The sequence below is a fragment of the Plantibacter sp. Mn2098 genome, from assembly GCF_049319745.1.
Taxonomy (GTDB): Bacteria; Actinomycetota; Actinomycetes; order Actinomycetales; family Microbacteriaceae; genus Plantibacter.
In genome coordinates this window covers 1-20,835 of the sequence record NZ_JBMOUH010000001.1, presented here as the reverse complement: position 1 = coordinate 20,835, position 20,835 = coordinate 1, and the positions used below count along the sequence as shown (strand labels likewise).

Sequence of the window (20,835 nt, the reverse complement as noted above, 5' to 3'; positions counted from 1 at the left end):
CACAAAACGGGCAAGCGGCCGATCTGGGGCTCACCGCTTCACCGAGGATCGGTCCATGCATCGACTCGAACAATCCGTCCGCGATCTCGGCACCGTCGCCACCCGACGGGAACTCATCGCAGCCGGGTACACGGGTCGCCAGCTCACCTACGCGGTGCACATCGGCATCCTGCTCCGGGTGAGAAAGGGCTGGTATGCGACACCCGATGCCGATCCCGCGCTCCTCACGGCGATCCGCGTCGGCGGGCGCCTCGGATGCATTTCGGCGGCCGAGGTCTATGGGTGGGCAACAGCGGAGCACCACACGGTCCATGTGAGTCTCGCGGAGAATGCCTCGCGGCTCCGCCACTCTCAGAGCAATGCCGTCCACCCGCCGGCCGCGGACATCCCCGGCGTCGTCCTGCACTGGCATTCGCCCGTCCAGCGGCCTCTGCGCCAACGCCTGCTCACGTCGCCGTACGAGACCACGCTGCAGATCGCCGGCTGCCAGTCTCCCGAGTTCGCGGTTGCAGCGTTCGACTCCTTCGTGCATATGGATCCGGTCTCAAGCGCCGACCTCGAGGAATGGCTGAGCGATGTCGCACCCCGGTTCCTCGCCGAACTCCCCCGCCGAGAGGCCGGCTGTCACAGCTTTCTCGAGTCGATCGGCCGCATCCGTCTCGAAGCGTGTGGCATCAGGGGTGAGTATCAGGTCCGGATCGATGGCGTCGGGCGCGTAGATCTGGTCATCGACGGCTGGCTCGTCATCGAATGGGATGGCCGCGAGTTCCATGACGGCGCCGACGCGTTCGAGCAGGACCGCTGGCGAGACGCGATGCTCACTGCGCGCGGATATCGGGTGCTGCGGTTCAGCTATCGGATGGTCATGTTCGATTGGTATGCCGTGATCGACGCCATCCGCTCCGCCCTCGCCACCCGCGCGTAGTCCCCCGCGGACTCCTCCGCAGACTCCTCCGGCAGCCCGTCCGCCCCGCTTGCCGTCCGTCGACGTTCACAACTCAGGAGAGCCCCCGGCGTGTCGCCGCCAAACCCGTCGAGGGGACCCGACACGCCGAGGGCGCTCCTGAATTGCGAACAGACGCGCCCTGGCAAGACGCGCCGGACGGACGAGAAACGCCCCGGACACACGGATGCCCGGGTGCCGAAGCACCCGGGCATCCGCTATCGACCACGCTGTCGATCAGCTCGGCGAAGGGCTTCGGGTCATCCCTTCGTCGAGCCGGCCAGGAGCCCGCGCACGAAGTACCGCTGCAGTGCGAAGAACACCAGGAGCGGCACGAGGATCGAGATGAACGCGCCGGCCGTGAGCAGCTGCCACTCGTTGCCTCTCGTACCCGTGATCTCCGCGAGCAGCTTCGTGATGGGCGCGACCTCGCCGTCGGCGAAGATGAGCGCGACGAGCAGGTCGTTCCACACCCACAGGAACTGGAAGATCGCGAACGACGCGATCGCCGGCATCGTGAGCGGCAGGACGATCCGGAAGAAGATCTGCCCGTGCCCCGCACCGTCGACCCGCGCCGCCTCGATCACATCGCGAGGGATCTCCGCCACGAAGTTGTGCAGCAGGAAGATCGCGAGCGGCAGGGCGAACATCGTGTGCGCGATCCACACCTGCGCGTAGGTCCCGCTCGCGTCGAGCCCGTCGCCCACCTGCAGCCCGAAGATATTGAGGCCCCTGGAGAACGTGGACAGCAACGGCACGAGCGCCATCTGGATGGGGACGACCTGCAACGCGAACACCAGGATGAACATGAAGTTCTTGCCCCGGAAGTCGATCCACGCGAACGCGTACGCCGCGAGGCTCGCGATCACGAGCGGGATGAGCGTCGCCGGGATCGCGATGGCGATCGAGTTGACCCACGACCCGGCGAGGTCGAGCGTCGAGTTGCCGGCCTGCAGCACCTTGACGTAGTTGTCGAGTGTGACCTGGAAGTCCGAGAAGATCGTCCACCAACCCGTGGTCTTGATCTGCTGCTCCGGGCGGAACGAGGACACGAACAGCCCGAACGTCGGGATCGTCCACACCACGGCGATGATGATCGCCGCGATCGTGGCGCCCCGGCTCGTGAGCCGCTTCTTCGTGCGCCTGCTCGATGCTTCGAGTCGGCTCTCGCCGGCCTCCAGCTGTTTCTTGGTCTCCGGATCGATCGGCAGTTCGATCGGCGTGACGGCGCTCATCGGATCTCCCTCTGCTTCTTGATCTGCCTCGCGTTGTAGATGACGATCGGCAGCACGAGGATGAACAGGATGACGGCGAACGCCGCACTCCGCCCGTTCTCGAAGTTCTTGAACTGGGTGTACATCTCGTTCGCGATGACCGAGGTGCCGTTGTTGCCGGCCGTCATGGTGCGGACGATGTCGAACACCTTGAGCGAGGCGATCGAGATCGTCGTGACGACCACGATGAGCGAGGAACGGATGCCGGGGACGATGACGTTGAGGAATCGTTGCCAGGCGGAGGTGCCGTCGAGCTCGGCTGCTTCCAGCTGCTCGGTCGGGACGCCCTTGATGGCGGCCGAGAGAACCACCATCGCGAACCCGGTCTGCACCCAGATGAGCACGACGATGAGGAACAGCGTGTTCCAGGGTTCGTTCTGCAACCACTGCACGGGGGTGCCGCCGAACCAGACGACGATCTGGTTGAGCAGACCGATCTGCTCCTGGCCGGCCTCGCGGTACGCGTACACGAACCGCCAGATGATGGATGCGCCGACGAACGAGATCGCCATCGGCATGAACACGAGGATCTTGTAGTACTTCTCACCGCGCGACTTGTCGATGAACACGGCGTAGGCGAGGCCGAATGCCGTCGACAGCGCCGGCACGAGCAGCACCCAGATGATCGTGTTCACGACCGTGCGGATGGCGCTCGGTTGGGTGAACAGCCAGATGAAGTTGTTGAGTCCGACGAAGTTCTTCCCCGAGGCCGACATAAACGCCGCGATCGTAGTGCTGATGGTCGGCAGGACGAGTCCGATGAGGAGCAGGATGAACGCCGGCGCGAGGAACCCGACGAGTTGGACGAGATACCCGGCGCCCTTCTTGGAGCGGTAGTCGAGGATGAACAGCACGGCTCCGAGGACGGCTGCGACGACGGCGGCCCACAGGAACGACCCGAGGAACAGGACGACGACGACCGGCACGACCACGCAGAACGCGAGGCGGATGATCGTGTACATCGTGCCGGAGCGCGGCGCGATGTCGATCAGGAACAGGAGGAGCGCGACGACCAGGCCGAAAGCGAGGACGACGATCGGGATCTGGAGGAACGGGGAGAGACCGCCCAGCCAGTTGAGGAAGTCTGACATGTGTTGCCTTTCGAGTACGACACTGGACTCAGGGGCTGCGCTTCACCGGGACACGCTCGCGGGCGAGCGGCCGGGCGGGCATGTTCCGGACAAGCGCAGCAACGGATGAGGCGGGAGCGCCGGTCACCCGACGCTCCCGCGGTTCATCCGAGTCGGATCACTCCGACGGCCAGCCGGCTTCGATCTGCTCCAGCACCGAGTCGGTGCTGTCGCCGTTGATCCAGTTGACCATGCCCTTCCAGAAGGTTCCGGCACCGACCGAACCAGGCATGAGGTCGGACGCGTCGAAGCGGAACGTCGTCTTCGGGTCCTGCAGGATCTCGATGGCCTGCGAGAGGATCGGCGTCGAGGCGTTCGCGGGGTCGAGCCCGTTGTTGGCCGAGATGACGCCGCCGAGCTTGACGCGCTTGTTCGCCCATTCCGGGCTCGACAGGTACTCCTGCACCTTCACGGTGGATTCGTTGTCGTTGAACGCGCCGACGATCTCGCCGCCGCCGGTGACCGCCGGTGCACCCTCGTCGATGCCGGGGGTCACGAACGCCCACACGTCGCCGTCTTCAGCGACCTTCGCGCCGGCGTCCTCGAGGAAGCCGGAGTAGAAGGACGCCTGGTGGTGCAGTGCGCAGGTTCCGTCGGCGACCTTCGGGGCGACATCGCCGAACTCGGTCGAGTTGATGCTGGTCACATCGCCGAAGCCCGCGTTGACGTACTGCGGGTTGAGGAGGATCTTGCCGACGGAGTCGAACGCCTCCTTGATCTTCGGGTCGGTGAACTTCACCTTGTTGGCGACCCACTCGTCGTAGACGTCCGGGCCCTGCTGACGGAGGACGAGGTCCTCGACCCAGTCGGTGCCCGGCCAGCCGGACGCGTCACCCGATGCGAAGCCGGCGCACCACGGCGCGGTTCCGGTCTTCTCCTGGATGGTCTTCGTGACGGCGAGCAGCTCATCCCACGTCTTGGGGACTTCGACGCCCCACTCGGCGAACTTCTTGGGCGAGTACCAGACGAAGCCCTTGACGCTCGCCATGAGCGGTGCGCCGTAGAGGGTGTCGTTGACGGTGCCGTATGCGGCCCAGTCCTTCGACCAGTACTTCTCGACGTTGGCCTTGACGCCGGCGGGCGCCGGCTTCAGGTAGTCGCGCTTCGCGAGGTCTGCGAGCAGGCCCGGCTGTGGGAAGATGGCGAGATCCGGCGGGTTGCCGCCCTGGGCGCGGATGCCGATCTGCGACTCGAATTCCTTCGAAGACTCGTACTTGATCTTGATGCCGCTCGACTTCTCGAAGTCGGCCCAGCTCTCTTCGAGCAGCTTCGCCTCGGTGTCGGCGATCGTGCCGTAGACCGTGACGGTGTTGTCGTCCTTCGCGGACGAACCTCCCGGGCCGCCAGAGCAAGCCGTCAACGCGATGCCGGCGATCGCCAGCGTTGCGAGCGGCAGGGCCGCGCGACGGGTTCGAATGAAACTCATCTGTGTCCTCCTCATTGAGTGATGCAGGGTGATTCTGGTGCTGCGGTGCTGCGGTGGTGCAGGTGGTGCAGTGGTGCGGCGTATCTGGCGCCGCTGCTGACGCTGTTCCAGGCGGCGGCACCGATGACGATGCGCAGCTCGGAGCGATCGTGCAGGACGGTGTCCGGGTGCTGCCGTCGGGATTCGGGCCCCGTCGTTGAGGAACCGTTTCCATGCGTCAAAATACGGCAAGACCAGGGTGGATACAAGCACAAGAAGATAACGAATGAGCGAATGAGAGCGCTCTCACGAAAAATCCGCAGAAACACGCGGATGTTGCACACTGGGGGTTCTCCATGGATTTCGCGAACCGGTTCCAGAGTCGTTCCACATTCGCTACTGTGTTCCCTATCCAACGGAGGAGGCACGGTGAACGCAGCCATCAGCGATGTCGCTGCTCTCGCCGGGGTCTCCAAGGCCACCGCGTCCAGGGCGCTGACCGGCCGAGGCTACGTCTCCGCGGAGACCAAGGAACGCGTCGTCCGCGCTGCAGCGGAGATCGGGTACGTGCCCTCCCCCATCGCCGCGAGCCTCGTGACCGGCCGCACCAAGAACATCGGCGTCATCACCCCGTTCGTCGGTCGCTGGTTCTTCGGCGAGATCCTGGAGGGCGTCGAGTCCGCGCTCCTGGATCGCGGCTACGACCTCACGCTCTACAACCTGCATCCCGACTCACCGGATCGCAATCGTGTGTTCGACTACTTCCTCGCCAGGAAGCGCTTCGACGGGATGCTCGCGATCGGTGTCGACACCACGCCGGACGAGGTGGAACGACTCCTGCGGGTGGACCGCCCAGTGGTCGGCATCGGCAGCGTCCAGGGCATCCCGTGCATCTCGATCGACGATCTCACGGTCGCGAGCGATGCGACGGAACATCTCCTCACCCTCGGCCACACCCGCATCGCCCATGTCGGCGGCATCGGTGCGGTGGAGCATCCGCTCACGGTTCACGGTCTGCGATACGCGGGATTCCGGGCGGCGATGTCGCGGGCCGGCCACACGCAGGACGGCACCTTCCTGACCGCGGAACTCTCAGTGCCTGGCGGGTACGAAGCCGCTGCGCAACTCCTCCGGGATGCCAGGACCCGGCCAACGGCCGTGTTCGCGGCGACCGACGAGGTCGCGATCGGCATCATCATCGCCGCCCGCCGGCTCGGGATCGCGGTGCCGGCGGAGCTCTCGGTCATCGGGATCGACGGCCACGAGTACGCGGACATGTTCGCGTTGACGACGTTCGAGCAGCACCCGCAGGCGCAGGGCGTCCGAGCGGTGGAGCTCCTCGTCGATCATCTCGACGACGAGGTGCGGACGCCGCCGCCCGCCGAGGTCTGGCCGACCCGGCTGATCGTGCGTTCCAGCACGACCCGTCCGGATCACGCCGCCCTCTGACCGCCGCGTCGCCCCGGCTCCCCGGCTCCCCGGCTCCCCGGCTCCCCGGCTCCCCGGCTCCCCTATCGCCTCGGCCCGTCAGCCTGCCGCCCACCCCATCGACTCACCCCGTCGCCCCAGCCCCCTCCCCCATCGCCGAGCCATCGAGCACAACTCCTTCAATTCGTACGCCGCCCGATCGAGATCCCCGGATTTCCGGGGGCTCTGGGGATTCGACGTCCAGATCGAAGGAGTTGTGCTCGAAGGAGTTGTGCTCGAAGGGATCAGGCGTCGGCTGCGGTCAGGACCACGGCCTCTTCGAGGTCGGACGGGGCCGGACCGTCGACCCGCGACAGCCACTTCCGCCCGATCACGATGATGAGCAGCGCCACCACGATCGACCCGGCGGCCGCGTAATACGGAGCGGCGGGTGCAATGAGCTTCGCGATCTCAGCGGCGGCAGGCGGCGCGATAGCCCCACCGAGGAACCGGACGGAGGAGTACGCGGAGGACGCCACGTTGCTCGGCAGGTCGGTCGCCTCCATCACGCACTCGGTCAGCACCGTGTTCATCACACCGAGCAGCAGGCCGCCGACGATGATGCAGACGATGAGCCCGACGGTCGAATCGATGAACAACCCGGCCGCGATGAGGTCAACGGCCAACAGCGGCAGCACCGTCTTCAGCACGGTCGTCCTGCGGAACCGGGCGGTCAGCATCGGCGCCACGAACACGCTCGTGATGGCGAGGGCAAGGCCCCAGCCGAAGAACGTGAATCCGAGTCCCATCGCGCTGAGGCCCAATGGGAACGGCGAGTACGCCAGGAGGACGAAGAAGCCGATGTTGTAGAACAGGGCTGCAGCGGCGAGGATGCCGAGTGACGGGATCGCGAGGGCTTTGAAGGGCGCGGACAGTTTGAGCGGCGCCGGCTTCTGCGGTTCGGACTTCAGGAGCACGGCGATCGCGATGAATCCGACGGCCATGAGCGTCGCGGTTCCGAAGAACGGCCACTTCCAGCCGATGCCGCCGAGCACGCCGCCGAGCAGCGGTCCGACGGCGATGCCGATGCCGAGCGCCGCCTCGTACAGGATGATGGCGCTCGCCCGTCCGCCGGACGCAGCACCGACGATCGTCGCGAGGGCCGTCGAGATGAAGAGCGCGTTGCCGAGACCCCAGCCGGCGCGGAAGCCGATGACGGCGCCGACCGTGTCCGAGAGACCGGCGAGCAGCGCGAACACGACGATGAGCGCGAGCCCGATCATGAGCGTGCGCTTCGCACCGATCCGGCTGGAGATCCAACTGGTGAAGAGCATCGCGAACCCGGTGACGAGCAGGTAGCTCGTGAAGAGCATCTCGGTCTGGGTCGGGCTGGCCTGCAGGTCCGCCGCGATGGCGGGGAGGATCGGGTCGACGAGGCCGATGCCCATAAACGCGATGACGCTCGCGAACGCGACAGCCCACACGGCCTTCGGCTGTTTGAGGATGCTGCCGATCCTGGCGGAGGCATGCCCGCTCATGCCGTGGCCTCGACATCGGACTCGACGGCGACCCGCTCCTGCAAGATTGCGACGGTGCGGGCGATGGCTGCGAGATCCGCGGCGCCGAGGTCCTCGAAGGCGGGGACGAGGGCGCCGGTCAGCTCTTGGAGCCAGGCACCGAGTGCGTCCCGGCCTTTGGGGGTGATGGCGATGAGCCACGCGCGGTGGTCGTCGACGTCCGCGATGCGTTTGATCCATTCGCGCTCGTCGAGGTTCTGGACGAGCTTCGTCATGGTGGGCTGCGAGACGCGGCTCTGGCGGGCGAGTTCGCCGACGCGGACGGGGCCGACGCTGCTGAGGACGGAGAGGGTGCGCCAGACGGCTGGGGATTCTGAGGATCCGGTGGCCTGGGCGGCGAGTCGCGTGAGGCGGTGCGATGCCGTGATGAGGTCGCCGAGGATGGAGTGCAATTCAGTGTGCGATGTGTTCTCGGTCATGATCATCCCATTATACATAGCTTGGCTATATGTAATCCCCTACCGGCGCAACGTCGCCCCGCCACTCTCGGGAAGGAGGACGACGGGGCGACGGGAACGAACTCAGCGCAACCAGGTCGTGAACGCCTGGCTGCAGCGGATATCCGGCGGGTGGGCATCGCTCGCCCGCTCGGGTTCGATACAGATGGACACGAGCAGTGCACGCGCCCGGTCGGCGAAGACTCGCCAACGTGAGGTGGTGGTGATGGTGGTGGTAGCCATGATGGATGGATCTCCTGATGCAGGGCACACCGAAACGCACGATGACGGGATGCCTGTTCGAACCGTCGACGAACGTCGTCGACGGGTGCAGGTCCCGTGTCACGTGCAACTCGCCTGGAGCAGGCCCACCGCCTGCATCGCTGCAGGCACGAAAAAGGGCGCCACTCCCGAACGAATCGGGGGCGACGCCCACCGATCACGGAATCACTGCGCGGATGCGTGAAGCATCCGTATTCAGGAATCCGCGATCGTCAGCATCAGAACAGCCCTGGGGCCGTTCATCACCTCTGTAGCAGTTCTCCCAGACGGGAGGATTCCCCCGAAGGGGACCGACTACTTGAGGGTGACGGTGGCGCCGGCAGCCTCGAGGGCTTCCTTCGCCTTGTCAGCGGTTTCCTTGTTGGCGCCTTCGATGACTGCCTTGGGGGCGCCATCGACGACTGCCTTGGCCTCGCCGAGGCCGAGGCTCGTGAGCTCACGGACGACCTTGATGACCTGGATCTTCTTGTCGCCAGCAGCCTCGAGGACGACGTCGAAGGAGTCCTTCTCTTCGACCTCTTCGACTGCAGCAGCAGCGCCACCGGCAGCGGCGACTGCGACGGGAGCAGCAGCGGTGACCTCGAAGGTCTCCTCGAAGACCTTGACGAACTCGCTGAGCTCGATGAGCGTGAGCTCCTTGAACGCGTTGATCAGTTCTTCAGTTGACAGCTTTGCCATGATTTTTCTCCTTGTATCTGCTCCTGCGTCCGGCCGTGCCGGCACGCGGGAAGGGGGTTGTTTGCGTCGCGAACCGATTACTCGGCCGCGGACTCCTGCTTCTCACGCAGCGCGTCGACCGTGCGAACGGCCTTCGACAGCGGTGCGTTGAAGAGGTAGGCAGCACCGAACAGCGAGGCCTTGAAGGCGCCGGCCAGCTTGGCCAGCAGCACCTCACGGGACTCGAGGTCTGCGAGCTTGCGCACCTCGTCAGCGGTCAGCGGGTTACCGTCGAAGTAACCGCCCTTGACCACGAGGAGAGGGTTTGCCTTGGCGAAGTCGCGGAGACCCTTCGCGACGGCGACAGGGTCACCGTGCACGAATGCGATGGCGGACGGACCGGCGAGCTCGTCGTCGAACGACGAGATGCCGGCGTTGTTCGCCGCAATCTTGGTCAGCGTGTTCTTCACCACGGCGTAGGTTGCGTCCGCACTGATGTTCTTGCGCAGCGTCTTGAGCTGAGCAACAGTGAGGCCGCGGTACTCGGTCAGCAGAACGGCGGTCGAGCTCTGGAATTTCTCCGTGAGTTCGGCAACCGAGGCTTCCTTGTTCGCCATGGCCACTCCTTTTCGAATCTTGAACGCACACCGCGGAAGCGGTGTGCAACGAGATCGCCGGTGTGTGAAGCACGTCCCAGAAATGGAAAAAGCTCCGGCGCAAGCGCACGGAGCTGGGGTGACCGTTTGCACGGCCGTTCAGATCTTCATACACCTGCGCAGGTCGACTCTTTCGAGATCCTTCGATCGTTGTGCACTTGCGCGCACAACAATGACCGGCGGTCTTTGGTTTCCTTCAGCATACGTGACCGCGGTACCCGCGTGCAAATCCGGGCCGTCCCCGCTCGCCCGGTCGCTGGGCCGCCCACCGCCCCGGCCACGGTGCACACCGCCCCCCGGTCACTCGGCCCGCCCCGGTCACCGGACCTCCCACCCCCGGTCACTGAGCTTGTCGAAGTGTCCATCGAGCACAACTCCTTCGATTTCGACACGTCCCGATCGGGAGGCCCGGAATTCCGGGCCTCCAAAACGGCGACGGTCAAAATTGAAGGAGTTATGCGCGATGGAACTCGCGGTGGGTGCCGCAGGGAGTGGCTCGAGCGGAGGGAGCGGACCGATCGGAACGAGCGGACCGAGCGGACCGAGCGGACCGCTACTCGACGAGCTTGCCCGCCGTGGAGACGTCGCGCATGAGCGCGGCGATCTCGGCCGGGATCTCGGGGATCGACTCGCGCTCGATGCGGCCGGGCCCGGACCACACGAGGTTGACCTGCAGGGAAGGGTCGAGCTCCGGGTAGTCGCTGCGGTTGTGGCAGCCGCGCGTCTCGCGGCGTTCGACCGCGGCTTCGAGCGTCGCCCGAGCGGCGAGCGCCGCGGACTTCAGATCGAACGCGTGCGCGAGGTCCTGGTACCCGGCGATGTCCGGGTGCACCCCGACATCGGCGATGCGCGCCTCGATCTGATCGAGTTCCGCGAGTCCTGCGAGGAGTCCGGCCTCGTCGCGGACGACGCCGGCGTGCTCCGTCATCGTGTTCCGGATGGCGCGCTGGAGGGCGCGGACGTTCTCCGGGCCGTCCGAGGCGAGGAGGTCGTCGATCTCCGCGCGGGCTTCGGCGAGCACCGCGGCGGAGCGGGGCTGCGCTTCGAGCGCTTCCGAGTAGGCGGCGGCCGCTTCGCCGACGATCCGACCGAACACGAGGAGCTCGATGAGCGAGTTGCCGCCGAGGCGGTTCGCCCCGTGGAGCCCGCTCGACGCCTCGCCGATCGCGTAGAGGCCGTCGACGCCCGTGCTGTGGTCCTCCGGTCGCACCCACACGCCACCCATCGAGTAGTGCGCGGTCGGCGCGATCTCGATCGGCGTCGTCGTGATGTCGAGCATCTGCAGTTCCAGCATCGTCTGGTAGACGCGCGGCAGGCGACGCATGATGGTCTCGCGGGGCAGGTGGGAGACGTCGAGCCACACACCGCCGTTGGGCGTCCCTCGACCCTCCTTGATCTCCGTGTACGCGGCGAGCGCCACCCGGTCGCGCGTGGAGAGTTCCATCCGCTCCGGGTCGTACCTGGCCATAAAGCGTTCACCGGACGCGTTGCGGAGGATGCCGCCCTCGCCGCGCGCCGCTTCGGAGATCAGGGTCCCGGCCGCGTTCTCGGGTTCGATGATGCCGGACGGGTGGAACTGGACGAGCTCCGGGTCGCGGATCTTGCCGCCGGCCTCCACGGCGAGACGGAAGGAGTCGCCCGTGTTCTCATCGCGTCGTGAGGAGGTGCGGCGCCAGATGCGGTTGTGGCCGCCGGCCGCGAGGATCACCGAGTCGGCGTGGATGACGTAGCGGGTGCCGTCCTCGACGTCGAAGCCGTACGCGCCGAAGATCACGTTGTCCTTGACGAGCAGGCGCGTGATGTAGACGGTGTCGAGGATCGGGATCTCCAGCTGCGTCGCCCGGTTCACGAGCGTGCGCTGGATCTCGAGACCCGTGTAGTCGCCGGCGAACGCGGTGCGACGGAAGGTGTGCGCGCCGAAGAACCGCTGGCTGATGCGGCCGTCCTCCTCGCGGGCGAATGGCATCCCGTACCGTTCGAGATCCTCGATGCCGCGGGCAGCGCCCTCGGTGACGATCTGCACCGTCTCCGGGTTGGCCAGCAGGTAGCTCTCCTTGAGCGTGTCCGCCGCGTGCTGCTGCCAGGTGTCCTCCGGATCGATCGTCGCGAGCGCTGCGTTGATGCCGCCGGCGGCGAGCGAGGTGTGCGCATCCGCCTTCGGACGTTTCCCGACGGCGAGCACGTCGACCCCGCGTTCAGCGAGTTCGATCGCTGCCCGAAGGCCCGATCCTCCCGTACCGATGACGAGGACGGAGGTGGCGATCCGTCGTTCGGACGACTGCATGGTGTCTCCCTTGTTCGGTGGTGCTGTCGCAGCACTGGCCGGTCGGCGTCGTCCGAGGTGACGGCGTCAGCGATCGGTCAGGGCGTGTGCCGTTCGTCGGTGACGGTGGTCCGCTCGATCGTGCGGCACAGGCGGTTCACTCGGACGTTCGTGCTGCAGCCGATCCAGAGTGAGAAGTGTTGGCGGGTCGCCTCGTCGACGTGGACCCATTCGTCGAGCCACGCCTCGACGGCGCGAACGAGCGGTTCGCCCTTCGCGGCGCCTGCGCCGACGCGTTCGTCGCTGCGCCGGAGGTCGCGGCACAGCCAGGTGATGTTGACGCGCGGCGGCGCCTGCAGGTGTTCGATCTGGATCGCCCCGAAGACTTCGATGAAGACCTGGCCGAACGCGTCCATCGGCAACCGGCCGAGGATGTCGCGGATGGAGTGCAGATCAGCGGCGTCCCCCGCGATGAGGATCGGCCCGTCCACGTCGTTCCAGTGGCCGTGATCGTCGTCAGCGCGGTGCATGTATCCCACACTAGTTAGGTAACCCTAAGTCGTCCACCCTCGCGTCCGCCCGCTCCCCCTCTTTCCCATCCCTTTCCCAGCCCCACCCCGTTCTCCTCTGTCGAGGGGTCGCAAGGTGCGGGTGTTCGCAACCGCGACCCGCACATTGCGACCCCTCGGCAGAATCGGACGGGAAATGTCAGGGGGATGGGAGAAGGTGGGTGCATGTTGGAGACGCTCGCGATTGCCGGATACCGCTCGATTCGTGACCTCGTTGTGCCGCTGCACGGGCTCGATGTCGTCACCGGGGCGAACGGGAGCGGCAAGTCCAACCTCTACCGGGCGCTCAGGCTGCTCGCGAGCGCCGGGGACGACACCGTCATCGGCGCGCTCGCGGCGGACGGCGGCCTCTCCTCGACGCTGTGGGCCGGCCCCGAGACCATCAGCCGTGCGATGCGCGACGGCCACGTCCCCGTGCAGGGAACCGTGCGCTCCGGTCCGGTCAGCCTCCGGCTGGGATTCGCGACGGACTCGCTCGGCTACCTCATCGACCTCGGACTCCCCAAAGCCGACGGCTCCCTCCGCACACTCTTCGCACGCGATCCCGAGATCAAACGCGAACAGATCTTCGCCGGGTCGCTCGCCAAACCGAGCTCATTGCTCGTCGACAGGCACGGCCCGGCCGTCCGCATCCGTGACGGAGACTGGCGCAACGCGGGGCGGGCGCTCGCCACATATGAGAGCGTGCTCACCGAATTCTCCGATGCCGACACCGCCCCGGAGGTCCTCCGCATCCGTCACCAGGTGCGTGGCTGGCGGTTCTACGACCACTTCCGAACCGACCCGGCCGCACCCGTCCGCAGTCCGCGCATCGGCACGAGGACACCCGTACTGGATCACTCCGGCGACGACCTCGCCGCCGCCCTGCAGACGATCATCGAATCGGGCGGACAGGATCGGCTCGACCGGGCGATCGACGATGCCTTCCCAGGCAGCCGGCTGCGCGTCGAGGGAGGAGACGGACTGTTCCAGATCGAGTTGCGGCAACCGGGGATGCTCCGCCCCCTCGGTGCGGGCGAGCTCTCCGACGGCACCCTGCGCTACCTGCTCCTCGTCGCAGCGCTCCTCACTCCGCGTCCGCCTGAGCTGATGGTGTTGAACGAACCGGAGACCAGCCTCCACGTCGACCTGCTCCCCCAGTTGGCACGACTCATCGTCACCGCCAACGAGGACACGCAGATCCTCGTCGTGTCACACGCCCGCCCGCTCATCGATGCGCTGCAGGACGCGGGCGACGCCCACAACCATCACCTCGTGAAGGAGCTGGGCGAGACGAAGCTCGAGGGTCAAGGGTTGCTGAGCACACCGGCTTGGAATTGGGGGACGCGGTAGGGCGGCCTGAGGTCTGCGGCATGTGCCCTTCGACAAGCTCAGGGACCGGGTTCATCGGTCGAGATCACCCCGGCCGCCCGGTCACTGAGCTTGTCGAAGTGCCCGCCACCCCGGCCGGCCACCGAGCCTGAAGTGCCCGGTCACTGAGCTTGTCGAAGTGCCCGCCACCGCCAGGACCGCCGAGGCACAACGCCAACGGCCCGTCACCTCCCGGACGTCGCCGCCTCGACGAACGCCCGGATCAGATCCACGGACTTCACCCCGGGTGCGGATTCGACGCCGCTCGAGACATCGACACCGGCCGGCCCCAGCTGCGCGATGAGACCCGCCACGTTGTCAGGCCGCAGGCCGCCCGCGAGCACCCAGTCGCGATGCGGCGGGTCCGCGATCAGCGACGAGGCGTCGAACGTCTCCCCGGCCCCCGGCACCGGCGCATCGATGAGCAGGCGGTCCTCCCCGAACTCCAGACGACCCTCGTCTGCGGCGTACCGGGCAGCGCTGGTCGCGCGGATGGTCGAGAATCCGAGGTCGTGCAGGCGGTCGTGGTCGCTCGGCGGTTCGTCGCCGTGCAGCTGCACCCAGCCGACCCCGGCGGCGGTCGCCATCGCGATCACCTCGGCGATCGGCTGATTCCGGAACACGCCGACCGTTTCGACATCGGCAGGAACGTCGGCGATGAGCCCGCGCACGGTGGCCGGGTCGATGGTCCGGGGACTCCGCGGAGCGAACACGAACCCGATGGCGTCGGCGCCGACATCGATCGCCGCGTGAACCGTCTCCGTCGTCCCGAGTCCGCACACCTTCACCCACATGCCGTCCAACCTACCCGCACATCCCATCCCTGCCCGCGAGCTGGCAGTTGTGGCCGGTATGGACGGCTGGGAACCGCCACGACTGACAGTTCGCGAGCTGACAGTTGTGGCCGGTACGGACGGCTGGGAACCGCCACAACCGACAGTTCGCGGGCGGAACTAACAGGGCAGGACGACTCGGAACTCGGTGCGGCCTGGGGCGGACTCGACGGTCACCTCACCGTGATGCGCCAGCACAACGGCGCGCACGATGGCCAGACCGAGGCCCGTGCTGCCCGTCGCGCGGGAGCGGGAGTCGTCGCCGCGCACGAACCGCTCGAACAGCGTCGGCAACAGGTGCTCGTCGATCCCCTGCCCGTCATCCGTCACCGTCAACACGGCGCGTTCCCGACCGGCGACGTTCTCGACCGCCAGCACCGTGCGCACCGTCGTTCCGGGCGGCGTGTGCACCCGCGCGTTCGCCAGCAGATTCACGATGACCTGCTGCAGCCTCGCGGCATCGCCCGTCACCACGACCGGCTCCTCCGGGAACTCGATGTCGTACACGTGGTCGGGCCCGGCGACGTGGGCGTCGCCGACGGCCACGATCGCGAGCTCTGTGAGGTCGACGCTCTTCCGCGCGAGTTCGCGCCCCTCGTCCAACCGCGCGAGCAGCAGGAGGTCCTCGACGATCGTCGTCATACGTGCCGCTTCGGAACGTATCCGTCCGAGCGAGTGCGTGACGTCCTCCGGGAGCGGCTCCGGACTGCGCGTGGCGAGCTCCGAATAGCCGCTGATCGAGGCGAGCGGCGTGCGCAACTCGTGGCTCGCATCGGACACGAACCGCCTGACCTTGTTCTCGCTCTCCTGCCTCGCGGACAGCGCGGACGACACGTGGCCGAGCATCCGATTGAGCGCCGCACCGACCCGACCGACCTCGGTGCGTGGATCCGTGTCCCCCTCAGGCACCCGCACGGCGAGCGCGACCTCACCACGATCCAACGGCATCTCCGCGACCACGGCAGCCGTCGCGACCACTCGATCGAGCGGCCTGAGCGAGATCCGGACGATGATGAACGCCGCAAGCCCCGCGAGCAGCAACACAACGACGCTCACGATGGTGATCATCGTGACGAGCTTCGCGACGGTCGCCTCGATCTCCGTCAACGGCAGTCCGACGACCCGGATGCCGACGCCGCTCGCATCGGGAACGGCGACGACCCGGTACTCGCCGAGGCGCCCGCCCAGGTCGATCGTGGTCGGGCCGACGTTCGCAGCCGCCTGGAGGATGATCGCGTCCTGCGCCTCCGTGGCCGCCGTCGCGCTGCCGTTGGGATCGAGGTACCCGGCGAACAACACCTGATCGCCGACGATGATCGCGCCGAGCGCCCCGGCTCCGAGACCGGGCGCGCCGATGAACGCGGGCGGCTCCCGGTTGACCCCGTACGGATCGACGATTCCGGAACCGGTCATCCCCGAACTGCTGTGGTTGAAGTTGCTCACCCGGTCCGCCGACTTGATCAGCTGACGATCCACGCCCTCGATGAGGAGTCCGCGGACGGATCCGGCGCTCGTGACGCCGACGATGATGCTGCCGAGTGCGAGCAGGCCGACGACGACGAGCAGCAGGCGACGACGGAGCGTCCAGGGGGCACGGCGCTTCATCGGTGCGGAAGCTGCATCGCCGGCACGTGCTGCGCCGCCGGGACCAGTTCCGACGTCTCCGCCGCCACTCCCCGTTCTCGGTCGCGACGCCGTCTGCGGAATGGGTCGCTCCGACGCCGCCCGGCTCACGCCTGGACCGTTGGGATCTTGAGCATGTAGCCGGCGCCGCGGACCGTGTGGATCATCGGCTCGTGTCCGGCATCGATCTTCTTGCGCAGGTAGGAGATGTAGATCTCGACGACGCTCGCGCGCCCGCCGAAGTCGTAGCTCCACACCCGGTCGAGGATCTGCGCCTTGCTCAGCACACGACGCGGGTTGCGCATGAGGAAGCGGAGGAGTTCGAACTCGGTCGCGGTGAGCTCGATCGGCTCCCCGCCACGGCTGACCTCGTGACTGTCCTCGTTCAGGACGAGGTCGCCGACGACGATGTCCGGGCCGGACTCGTCGGCGGAGAGGAGCGTGGACCGACGGATGAGCCCGCGGAGCCTCGCGACGACCTCTTCGAGGCTGAACGGCTTGGTGACGTAGTCGTCGCCACCCGCGGTCAGCCCGGCGATGCGGTCGTCGAGCGAGTCCTTCGCGGTGAGGAACAGGACCGGCACGTCGCTGCCGCCGTTGCGGAGTCGGCCGAGCACCTGCAGGCCGTCGAGGTCCGGCAGCATGATGTCGAGGATGATCGCGTCCGGCCGGAAGTCGCGTGCGACCGTGAGCGCCTCACGGCCGTTGGCCGCGGTGCGGATCTCCCAACCCTCGTAGCGGAGCGCCATCTGGAGGAGATCGGTGAGCGTCGCTTCGTCGTCGACGACGAGGACGCGGACGGCCGACCCGTCTGCGCGCTTGAGAGCTGGGCGGGCGGCTGAGAGTGCGGAGGTCTGCGTGGTCACGAGGACAGTATTCGCCTCGTCTCTATGAACTGTCTATGAACCTTCGGAATGCGGGCTGTGCCCGGGGCCGGAACGGGAGAAAGCGCTCAGGGCCAGAGCATGCCGTGCGTCCAGGCGCCGGTGACGCCACCGGCGTCCCGCCGATATTCGACCCGCACATGCGCCCGATCCCGGGACGCCTGCCAGAACTCCACAACCGTCGGCCGCACGCGGTATACGGTCCAACCCGCGGCGAGCGCCCCCGGCTCCGCCTGCACGAGCTCCCGCGCAGCATCGGCGGCTTCCCGGTACTCCGCCGGCCCGCTGAGCGCCTCACTCTGCTTGCCGACGATGGAGGCGGCGCGCGATGCGACGGGCCTCGCCAGGAAGTCCTCAGCCGACTCTGCCGCCGGCAGCGCCTCGGCGACGCCGAGCACACGGACCTGCCGCCCGCGCGACGGCCAGAAGAAGGTGAGCGCCGTCCGCGGATCAGCGGCGAGCGCCCGCCCCTTCGGGCTCGTCTGATTGGTCGCGAACTGCCAGCCGTCGGCATCGACGTCCTTGAGGATGACGACGCGCGATGTCGGCCCGTCGGGTGTAGAGGTCGCCACCGTCACGGCGTGCGCGGCCGGCACCCCGGCGTCCGCGGCATCGCGCAGCCAGCCGAGGAACAGCTCGACCGGTTGCTCCGGGACCTGCACCGGATCGAAGTCCGGCGCCGGCGTCTCGAACACTGGCAGGGATCGCAACCACTCGCGTGTGTTCTGTGCAGTCATGTCTTCATCCTCGCATCGCATCGGCACCCACGGTCCACCCCGGCAACCTCACCGCGACACCTGGGCCGATTCATAGGAACGGCACTGCACGGCCATAGAGACGCTGCTTACCGTCTCCCCAGGCGCCGGCCAACCGGCCGCGCTGGACGACCCCGCCCCGCCACGGCCACCCGGCCCGGCCGCAACGGCACCGTCCGGCACGACTCCGGCTAGGCACCGCCGACTCGAGACCACGCGACACGAAGGAGCATCATGTTCGGAACCTACCTCAGGCGGGAGTTGTCCGGTCGCCGCAAGCAGACCGTGATCATCGCCATCGGCATGGCGCTCGCCATCGCTCTCGTCATCATCGTCAACTCCGTCGCAGCCGGTGTGCGGACGGCGCAGGCCAGCGTGCTGCAATCCGTCTACGGCGTCGGCACCGACATCACCGTGAGCGTCCCGCCGGCAGCACCGACCGCCGGTTCCGGCGGCGGCCGTCAGAACTTCAACTTCGGCGCAGGCGAGGGTGCATCGTCCGGCGGGACGACGACCGTCAACCAGTCTCGACTCGTCGCGGAACGCGGATCGACGACCTTCGACGCTGCCGCCCTCAAGACGGTCACCGGCATCTCCGACGTCAAGGCCGCAGCAGCAATCCTGAGCCTCAACAACCTGACCTTCAGCGGCGAACTGCCGTCGAGGACGCAGGGCGAGGGCGGAGGCGGCACCGGCGGTGGCACAGGCGGCGGCACCACGGGCGGCGCCGACGGCCGCGGCGGCAGCTCCTTCGGCGTCGACTCGTTCTCCGTCATCGGCCTCGACCCATCAGGCGACGCGGTCGGCCCGCTCTCCTCGGTCAAGCTCTCCGACGGCCGCACCCTCACGGCGGACGACGCCGGCAAGGACAACGCCGTCATCGACGCGAGCTACGCGACCTCCGCCGGCCTCGCGACGGGCGGCACCGTCAGCATCGGCGGAACCACGTTCACGATCGTCGGCACCGTCGCATCGTCCGGCTCAGACTCCGCGACCGCCGCGAACGTCTACATCCCGCTCGATGTCGCCCAGTCGCTCTCCGGCGAAACCGGCAAGATCAGCAGCGTCTACGTGCAGGCGTCCTCCTCCACCGACATCCCGGCCGTGCAGGCCGCCATCAAGAAGGCGCTGCCCGATGCGACCGTGAGCACGCAGGAGGACCTCGCGTCCACGGTCTCCGGATCGCTCGCCTCCGCTTCCACCCTCGTGGAGAGCCTCGGAACGTGGCTGTCGATCATCGTCCTCGCGGCGGCGTTCCTCATCGCGATCCTGTTCACGATCTCCGGCGTCACACGCCGAACCCGTGAGTTCGGCACCCTGAAGGCGATCGGGTGGAGCAACCGCCGCGTCGTCGGGCAGGTCGCAGGCGAATCGGTCGTGCAGTCGCTCATCGGCGGTGTCGTCGGCGTCGCCGTCGGCCTCCTGGGCGTCCTCATCGTCAACGTCATCTCCCCGACGCTCACCGCATCGGCCAGCACACGCGGCGCGGGTCGCGGGTTCAGCGGCGCAGCGGCCGGGGCTGCCAACGCGGCGGGCACAGGCGGTGGAACCGGCGGCGGGTTCGGCGGGGGCGGTGGCGGATTCGGTGCGGCCAGGGCAGCGGCGGAGACGTCGAACATCGTCCTCCAGGCACCCGTCACGGTCTGGGTGATCGTCATCGCTGTCGCGCTCGCGGTCCTCGGCGGACTCCTGGCCGGCGCCATCGGCGGGTGGCGTGCCGCGCGGCTCCGTCCGGCTGAAGCCCTCCGTTCGGTCGGTTGATCCGGCGGCACAACCCACCCGGCCCACCCCAACAGACTTCGACCGACAGGACCACACCATGTACACGATCAGCTCCCTGACCAAGCGGTACGACCAGAAGAAGCGTTCCGTGACCGCCCTCGACAACGTCGACCTCGACATCCCAGACGGCCAACTCGTCGCCATCCAAGGGCCGACGGGCGGCGGCAAGTCGACGCTCCTCCAGATGCTCGGAGCGCTCGACCGCCCGACCTCCGGCAGTATCACCCTCGGCGCCGACGACCTCTCATCACTCAGCGAGACGAAGCTCGGCCACATCCGCGCCAAGCAGATCGGCTTCGTGTTCCAGGGCTTCAACCTCATCCCGACGCTCAACGCACAGGAGAACGTCGAGACGGCGCTCGTCCCCCTCGGGATGCCGGCTGCCGAGCGGGCGACGCGGGCCAGGGCGGCGCTCGCATCGGTCGGGCTCGGGGAACGCGGCAACCACCTCCCGGCCGAACTCTCCGGCGGGCAGCAGCAACGCGTCGCCATCGCCAGGGCGCTCGTCAAAGAACCGGCCGTGCTCCTGGCGGACGAACCGACCGGCAACCTCGATGAGGGCACCCGCGACGAGATCATGGACCTCCTCGAAGGGCTCTGGCGCGAACGCGGGCTCACCCTCGTGATCGTGACGCACGACTCGGCGGTCGCGAAGCGGGCCGAGCGCCGACTCCGCATCAAGGACGGCCACCTCGCCGATGTGACGAACGGGCGATAGCGACCGCAGCAGCACCCAGCACCATCCGGCCCCGTGCCGCCGATCCGTCGGCGGTGCGGGGCCGTTCGCGTGTGTGGGGCTTGGGCTGGGCGACGTGGACCCTTCGACAAGCTCAGGGACCGGCGGGACGGACCCTTCGACAGGCTCAGGGACCGGCGATTCCCCGGCGCCGAATCGCCCGGTCCCTGAGCCTGTCGAAGGGCGATCCCCACTCGCCGAAGCCCGGTCCCTGAGCCTGTCGAAGGGCGATCCCCACCCGCCGAAGCCCGGTCCCTGAGCCTGTCGAAGGG

The 20,835-nt window shown here is 67.6% G+C and carries 19 protein-coding genes; 5 read left to right on the top strand and 14 right to left on the bottom strand.

Going from position 1 to position 20,835, the window contains the following annotated elements; all coding sequences use genetic code 11:
• Positions 1 to 55 precede the first annotated feature (55 nt).
• On the top strand, positions 56 to 925 hold the full coding sequence (locus ACL9RL_RS00095; protein WP_422778168.1) for a DUF559 domain-containing protein: 870 nt from the start codon (positions 56 to 58) through the stop codon (positions 923 to 925).
• A gap of 278 nt (positions 926 to 1,203) precedes the next feature.
• Here the strand turns inward: ACL9RL_RS00095 and ACL9RL_RS00090 are convergent, their stop codons facing one another.
• From ACL9RL_RS00090 to ACL9RL_RS00080, 3 genes are all read right to left on the bottom strand, one after another.
• Entirely contained in the window at positions 1,204 to 2,178 is a 975-nt protein-coding gene (locus ACL9RL_RS00090; RefSeq protein WP_422778167.1) for a carbohydrate ABC transporter permease, read from the bottom strand.
• The gene (locus ACL9RL_RS00085; RefSeq protein ID WP_422778166.1) at positions 2,175 to 3,308 is read right to left on the bottom strand and encodes a carbohydrate ABC transporter permease; all 1,134 of its coding nucleotides are present in this window, start codon (positions 3,306 to 3,308) and stop codon (positions 2,175 to 2,177) included. Before ACL9RL_RS00085 ends, ACL9RL_RS00090 begins: the two co-directional genes overlap by 4 nt.
• Before the next feature lie 157 nt (positions 3,309 to 3,465).
• Complete coding sequence (locus tag ACL9RL_RS00080; RefSeq protein ID WP_422778165.1) at positions 3,466 to 4,773, bottom strand: ABC transporter substrate-binding protein; 1,308 nt, start codon at positions 4,771 to 4,773, stop codon at positions 3,466 to 3,468.
• Positions 4,774 to 5,181: 408 nt separating this feature from the next.
• Here ACL9RL_RS00080 and ACL9RL_RS00075 point away from each other — a divergent pair, with 408 nt between their 5' ends.
• Complete coding sequence (locus tag ACL9RL_RS00075) at positions 5,182 to 6,201, top strand: LacI family DNA-binding transcriptional regulator (RefSeq protein WP_422778164.1); 1,020 nt, start codon at positions 5,182 to 5,184, stop codon at positions 6,199 to 6,201.
• A gap of 263 nt (positions 6,202 to 6,464) precedes the next feature.
• On the opposite strand, the gene ACL9RL_RS00070 is transcribed toward ACL9RL_RS00075, so the two are convergent.
• The 7 genes from ACL9RL_RS00070 to ACL9RL_RS00040 form a co-directional block, all read right to left on the bottom strand.
• Entirely contained in the window at positions 6,465 to 7,697 is a 1,233-nt protein-coding gene (locus tag ACL9RL_RS00070) for an MFS transporter (RefSeq protein ID WP_422778163.1), read from the bottom strand.
• Positions 7,694 to 8,155, bottom strand: a complete 462-nt coding sequence (locus ACL9RL_RS00065) for a MarR family winged helix-turn-helix transcriptional regulator (protein ID WP_422778162.1) — start codon at positions 8,153 to 8,155, stop codon at positions 7,694 to 7,696. The genes ACL9RL_RS00070 and ACL9RL_RS00065 overlap by 4 nt, the downstream gene beginning before the upstream one ends.
• A gap of 102 nt (positions 8,156 to 8,257) precedes the next feature.
• Entirely contained in the window at positions 8,258 to 8,416 is a 159-nt protein-coding gene (locus ACL9RL_RS00060; protein WP_422778161.1) for a hypothetical protein, read from the bottom strand.
• A 333-nt stretch (positions 8,417 to 8,749) separates the two neighbouring features.
• Positions 8,750 to 9,133 carry a 50S ribosomal protein L7/L12 gene (gene rplL, locus ACL9RL_RS00055; RefSeq protein WP_422778160.1) on the bottom strand — a complete coding sequence of 128 codons (384 nt, stop codon included), beginning with the start codon at positions 9,131 to 9,133 and terminating at the stop codon, positions 8,750 to 8,752.
• Between the two features lie 77 nt (positions 9,134 to 9,210).
• Positions 9,211 to 9,729, bottom strand: coding sequence for a 50S ribosomal protein L10 (gene rplJ / locus ACL9RL_RS00050; RefSeq protein WP_422778159.1), 519 nt, complete (start codon positions 9,727 to 9,729; stop codon positions 9,211 to 9,213).
• Positions 9,730 to 10,321: 592 nt separating this feature from the next.
• On the bottom strand, positions 10,322 to 12,052 hold the full coding sequence (locus ACL9RL_RS00045; protein WP_422778158.1) for an L-aspartate oxidase: 1,731 nt from the start codon (positions 12,050 to 12,052) through the stop codon (positions 10,322 to 10,324).
• Between the two features lie 77 nt (positions 12,053 to 12,129).
• Entirely contained in the window at positions 12,130 to 12,561 is a 432-nt protein-coding gene (locus tag ACL9RL_RS00040; RefSeq protein ID WP_422778157.1) for an SIP domain-containing protein, read from the bottom strand.
• A gap of 204 nt (positions 12,562 to 12,765) precedes the next feature.
• On the opposite strand from ACL9RL_RS00040, the gene ACL9RL_RS00035 reads away from it, so the two are divergent.
• On the top strand, positions 12,766 to 13,932 hold the full coding sequence (locus tag ACL9RL_RS00035) for an AAA family ATPase (protein ID WP_422778156.1): 1,167 nt from the start codon (positions 12,766 to 12,768) through the stop codon (positions 13,930 to 13,932).
• Positions 13,933 to 14,135: 203 nt separating this feature from the next.
• On the opposite strand, the gene ACL9RL_RS00030 is transcribed toward ACL9RL_RS00035, so the two are convergent.
• The 4 genes from ACL9RL_RS00030 to ACL9RL_RS00015 all read right to left on the bottom strand — a co-directional run bounded on the left by ACL9RL_RS00030 (position 14,136) and on the right by ACL9RL_RS00015 (position 18,027).
• On the bottom strand, positions 14,136 to 14,744 hold the full coding sequence (locus tag ACL9RL_RS00030) for a phosphoribosylanthranilate isomerase (protein ID WP_422778155.1): 609 nt from the start codon (positions 14,742 to 14,744) through the stop codon (positions 14,136 to 14,138).
• A gap of 159 nt (positions 14,745 to 14,903) precedes the next feature.
• The gene (locus tag ACL9RL_RS00025; protein ID WP_422778154.1) at positions 14,904 to 16,388 is read right to left on the bottom strand and encodes a sensor histidine kinase; all 1,485 of its coding nucleotides are present in this window, start codon (positions 16,386 to 16,388) and stop codon (positions 14,904 to 14,906) included.
• A gap of 125 nt (positions 16,389 to 16,513) precedes the next feature.
• Complete coding sequence (locus tag ACL9RL_RS00020) at positions 16,514 to 17,272, bottom strand: response regulator transcription factor (RefSeq protein WP_422778153.1); 759 nt, start codon at positions 17,270 to 17,272, stop codon at positions 16,514 to 16,516.
• A gap of 86 nt (positions 17,273 to 17,358) precedes the next feature.
• Entirely contained in the window at positions 17,359 to 18,027 is a 669-nt protein-coding gene (locus ACL9RL_RS00015) for a pyridoxine/pyridoxamine 5'-phosphate oxidase (protein ID WP_422778152.1), read from the bottom strand.
• Between the two features lie 252 nt (positions 18,028 to 18,279).
• On the opposite strand from ACL9RL_RS00015, the gene ACL9RL_RS00010 reads away from it, so the two are divergent.
• Both ACL9RL_RS00010 and ACL9RL_RS00005 read left to right on the top strand, forming a co-directional pair.
• On the top strand, positions 18,280 to 19,806 hold the full coding sequence (locus tag ACL9RL_RS00010) for an ABC transporter permease (RefSeq protein WP_422778151.1): 1,527 nt from the start codon (positions 18,280 to 18,282) through the stop codon (positions 19,804 to 19,806).
• A 58-nt stretch (positions 19,807 to 19,864) separates the two neighbouring features.
• Positions 19,865 to 20,545, top strand: a complete 681-nt coding sequence (locus tag ACL9RL_RS00005; protein ID WP_422778150.1) for an ABC transporter ATP-binding protein — start codon at positions 19,865 to 19,867, stop codon at positions 20,543 to 20,545.
• Positions 20,546 to 20,835 lie beyond the last annotated feature (290 nt).

Excerpts from the sequence above, each read along its gene's own strand:
- ACL9RL_RS00095 (WP_422778168.1), top strand. The coding sequence starts at position 56 with ATGCATCGACTCGAACAATCCGTCCGCGATCTCGGCACCGTCGCCACC.
- ACL9RL_RS00090 (WP_422778167.1), bottom strand. The coding sequence starts at position 2,178 with ATGAGCGCCGTCACGCCGATCGAACTGCCGATCGATCCGGAGACCAAG.
- ACL9RL_RS00085 (WP_422778166.1), bottom strand. The coding sequence starts at position 3,308 with ATGTCAGACTTCCTCAACTGGCTGGGCGGTCTCTCCCCGTTCCTCCAG.
- ACL9RL_RS00080 (WP_422778165.1), bottom strand. The coding sequence starts at position 4,773 with ATGAGTTTCATTCGAACCCGTCGCGCGGCCCTGCCGCTCGCAACGCTG.
- ACL9RL_RS00070 (WP_422778163.1), bottom strand. The coding sequence starts at position 7,697 with ATGAGCGGGCATGCCTCCGCCAGGATCGGCAGCATCCTCAAACAGCCG.
- ACL9RL_RS00065 (WP_422778162.1), bottom strand. The coding sequence starts at position 8,155 with ATGACCGAGAACACATCGCACACTGAATTGCACTCCATCCTCGGCGAC.
- ACL9RL_RS00060 (WP_422778161.1), bottom strand. The coding sequence starts at position 8,416 with ATGGCTACCACCACCATCACCACCACCTCACGTTGGCGAGTCTTCGCC.
- rplL (WP_422778160.1), bottom strand. The coding sequence starts at position 9,133 with ATGGCAAAGCTGTCAACTGAAGAACTGATCAACGCGTTCAAGGAGCTC.
- rplJ (WP_422778159.1), bottom strand. The coding sequence starts at position 9,729 with ATGGCGAACAAGGAAGCCTCGGTTGCCGAACTCACGGAGAAATTCCAG.
- ACL9RL_RS00045 (WP_422778158.1), bottom strand. The coding sequence starts at position 12,052 with ATGCAGTCGTCCGAACGACGGATCGCCACCTCCGTCCTCGTCATCGGT.
- ACL9RL_RS00040 (WP_422778157.1), bottom strand. The coding sequence starts at position 12,561 with ATGCACCGCGCTGACGACGATCACGGCCACTGGAACGACGTGGACGGG.
- ACL9RL_RS00035 (WP_422778156.1), top strand. The coding sequence starts at position 12,766 with ATGTTGGAGACGCTCGCGATTGCCGGATACCGCTCGATTCGTGACCTC.
- ACL9RL_RS00030 (WP_422778155.1), bottom strand. The coding sequence starts at position 14,744 with ATGTGGGTGAAGGTGTGCGGACTCGGGACGACGGAGACGGTTCACGCG.
- ACL9RL_RS00025 (WP_422778154.1), bottom strand. The coding sequence starts at position 16,388 with ATGAAGCGCCGTGCCCCCTGGACGCTCCGTCGTCGCCTGCTGCTCGTC.
- ACL9RL_RS00015 (WP_422778152.1), bottom strand. The coding sequence starts at position 18,027 with ATGACTGCACAGAACACACGCGAGTGGTTGCGATCCCTGCCAGTGTTC.
- ACL9RL_RS00010 (WP_422778151.1), top strand. The coding sequence starts at position 18,280 with ATGTTCGGAACCTACCTCAGGCGGGAGTTGTCCGGTCGCCGCAAGCAG.
- ACL9RL_RS00005 (WP_422778150.1), top strand. The coding sequence starts at position 19,865 with ATGTACACGATCAGCTCCCTGACCAAGCGGTACGACCAGAAGAAGCGT.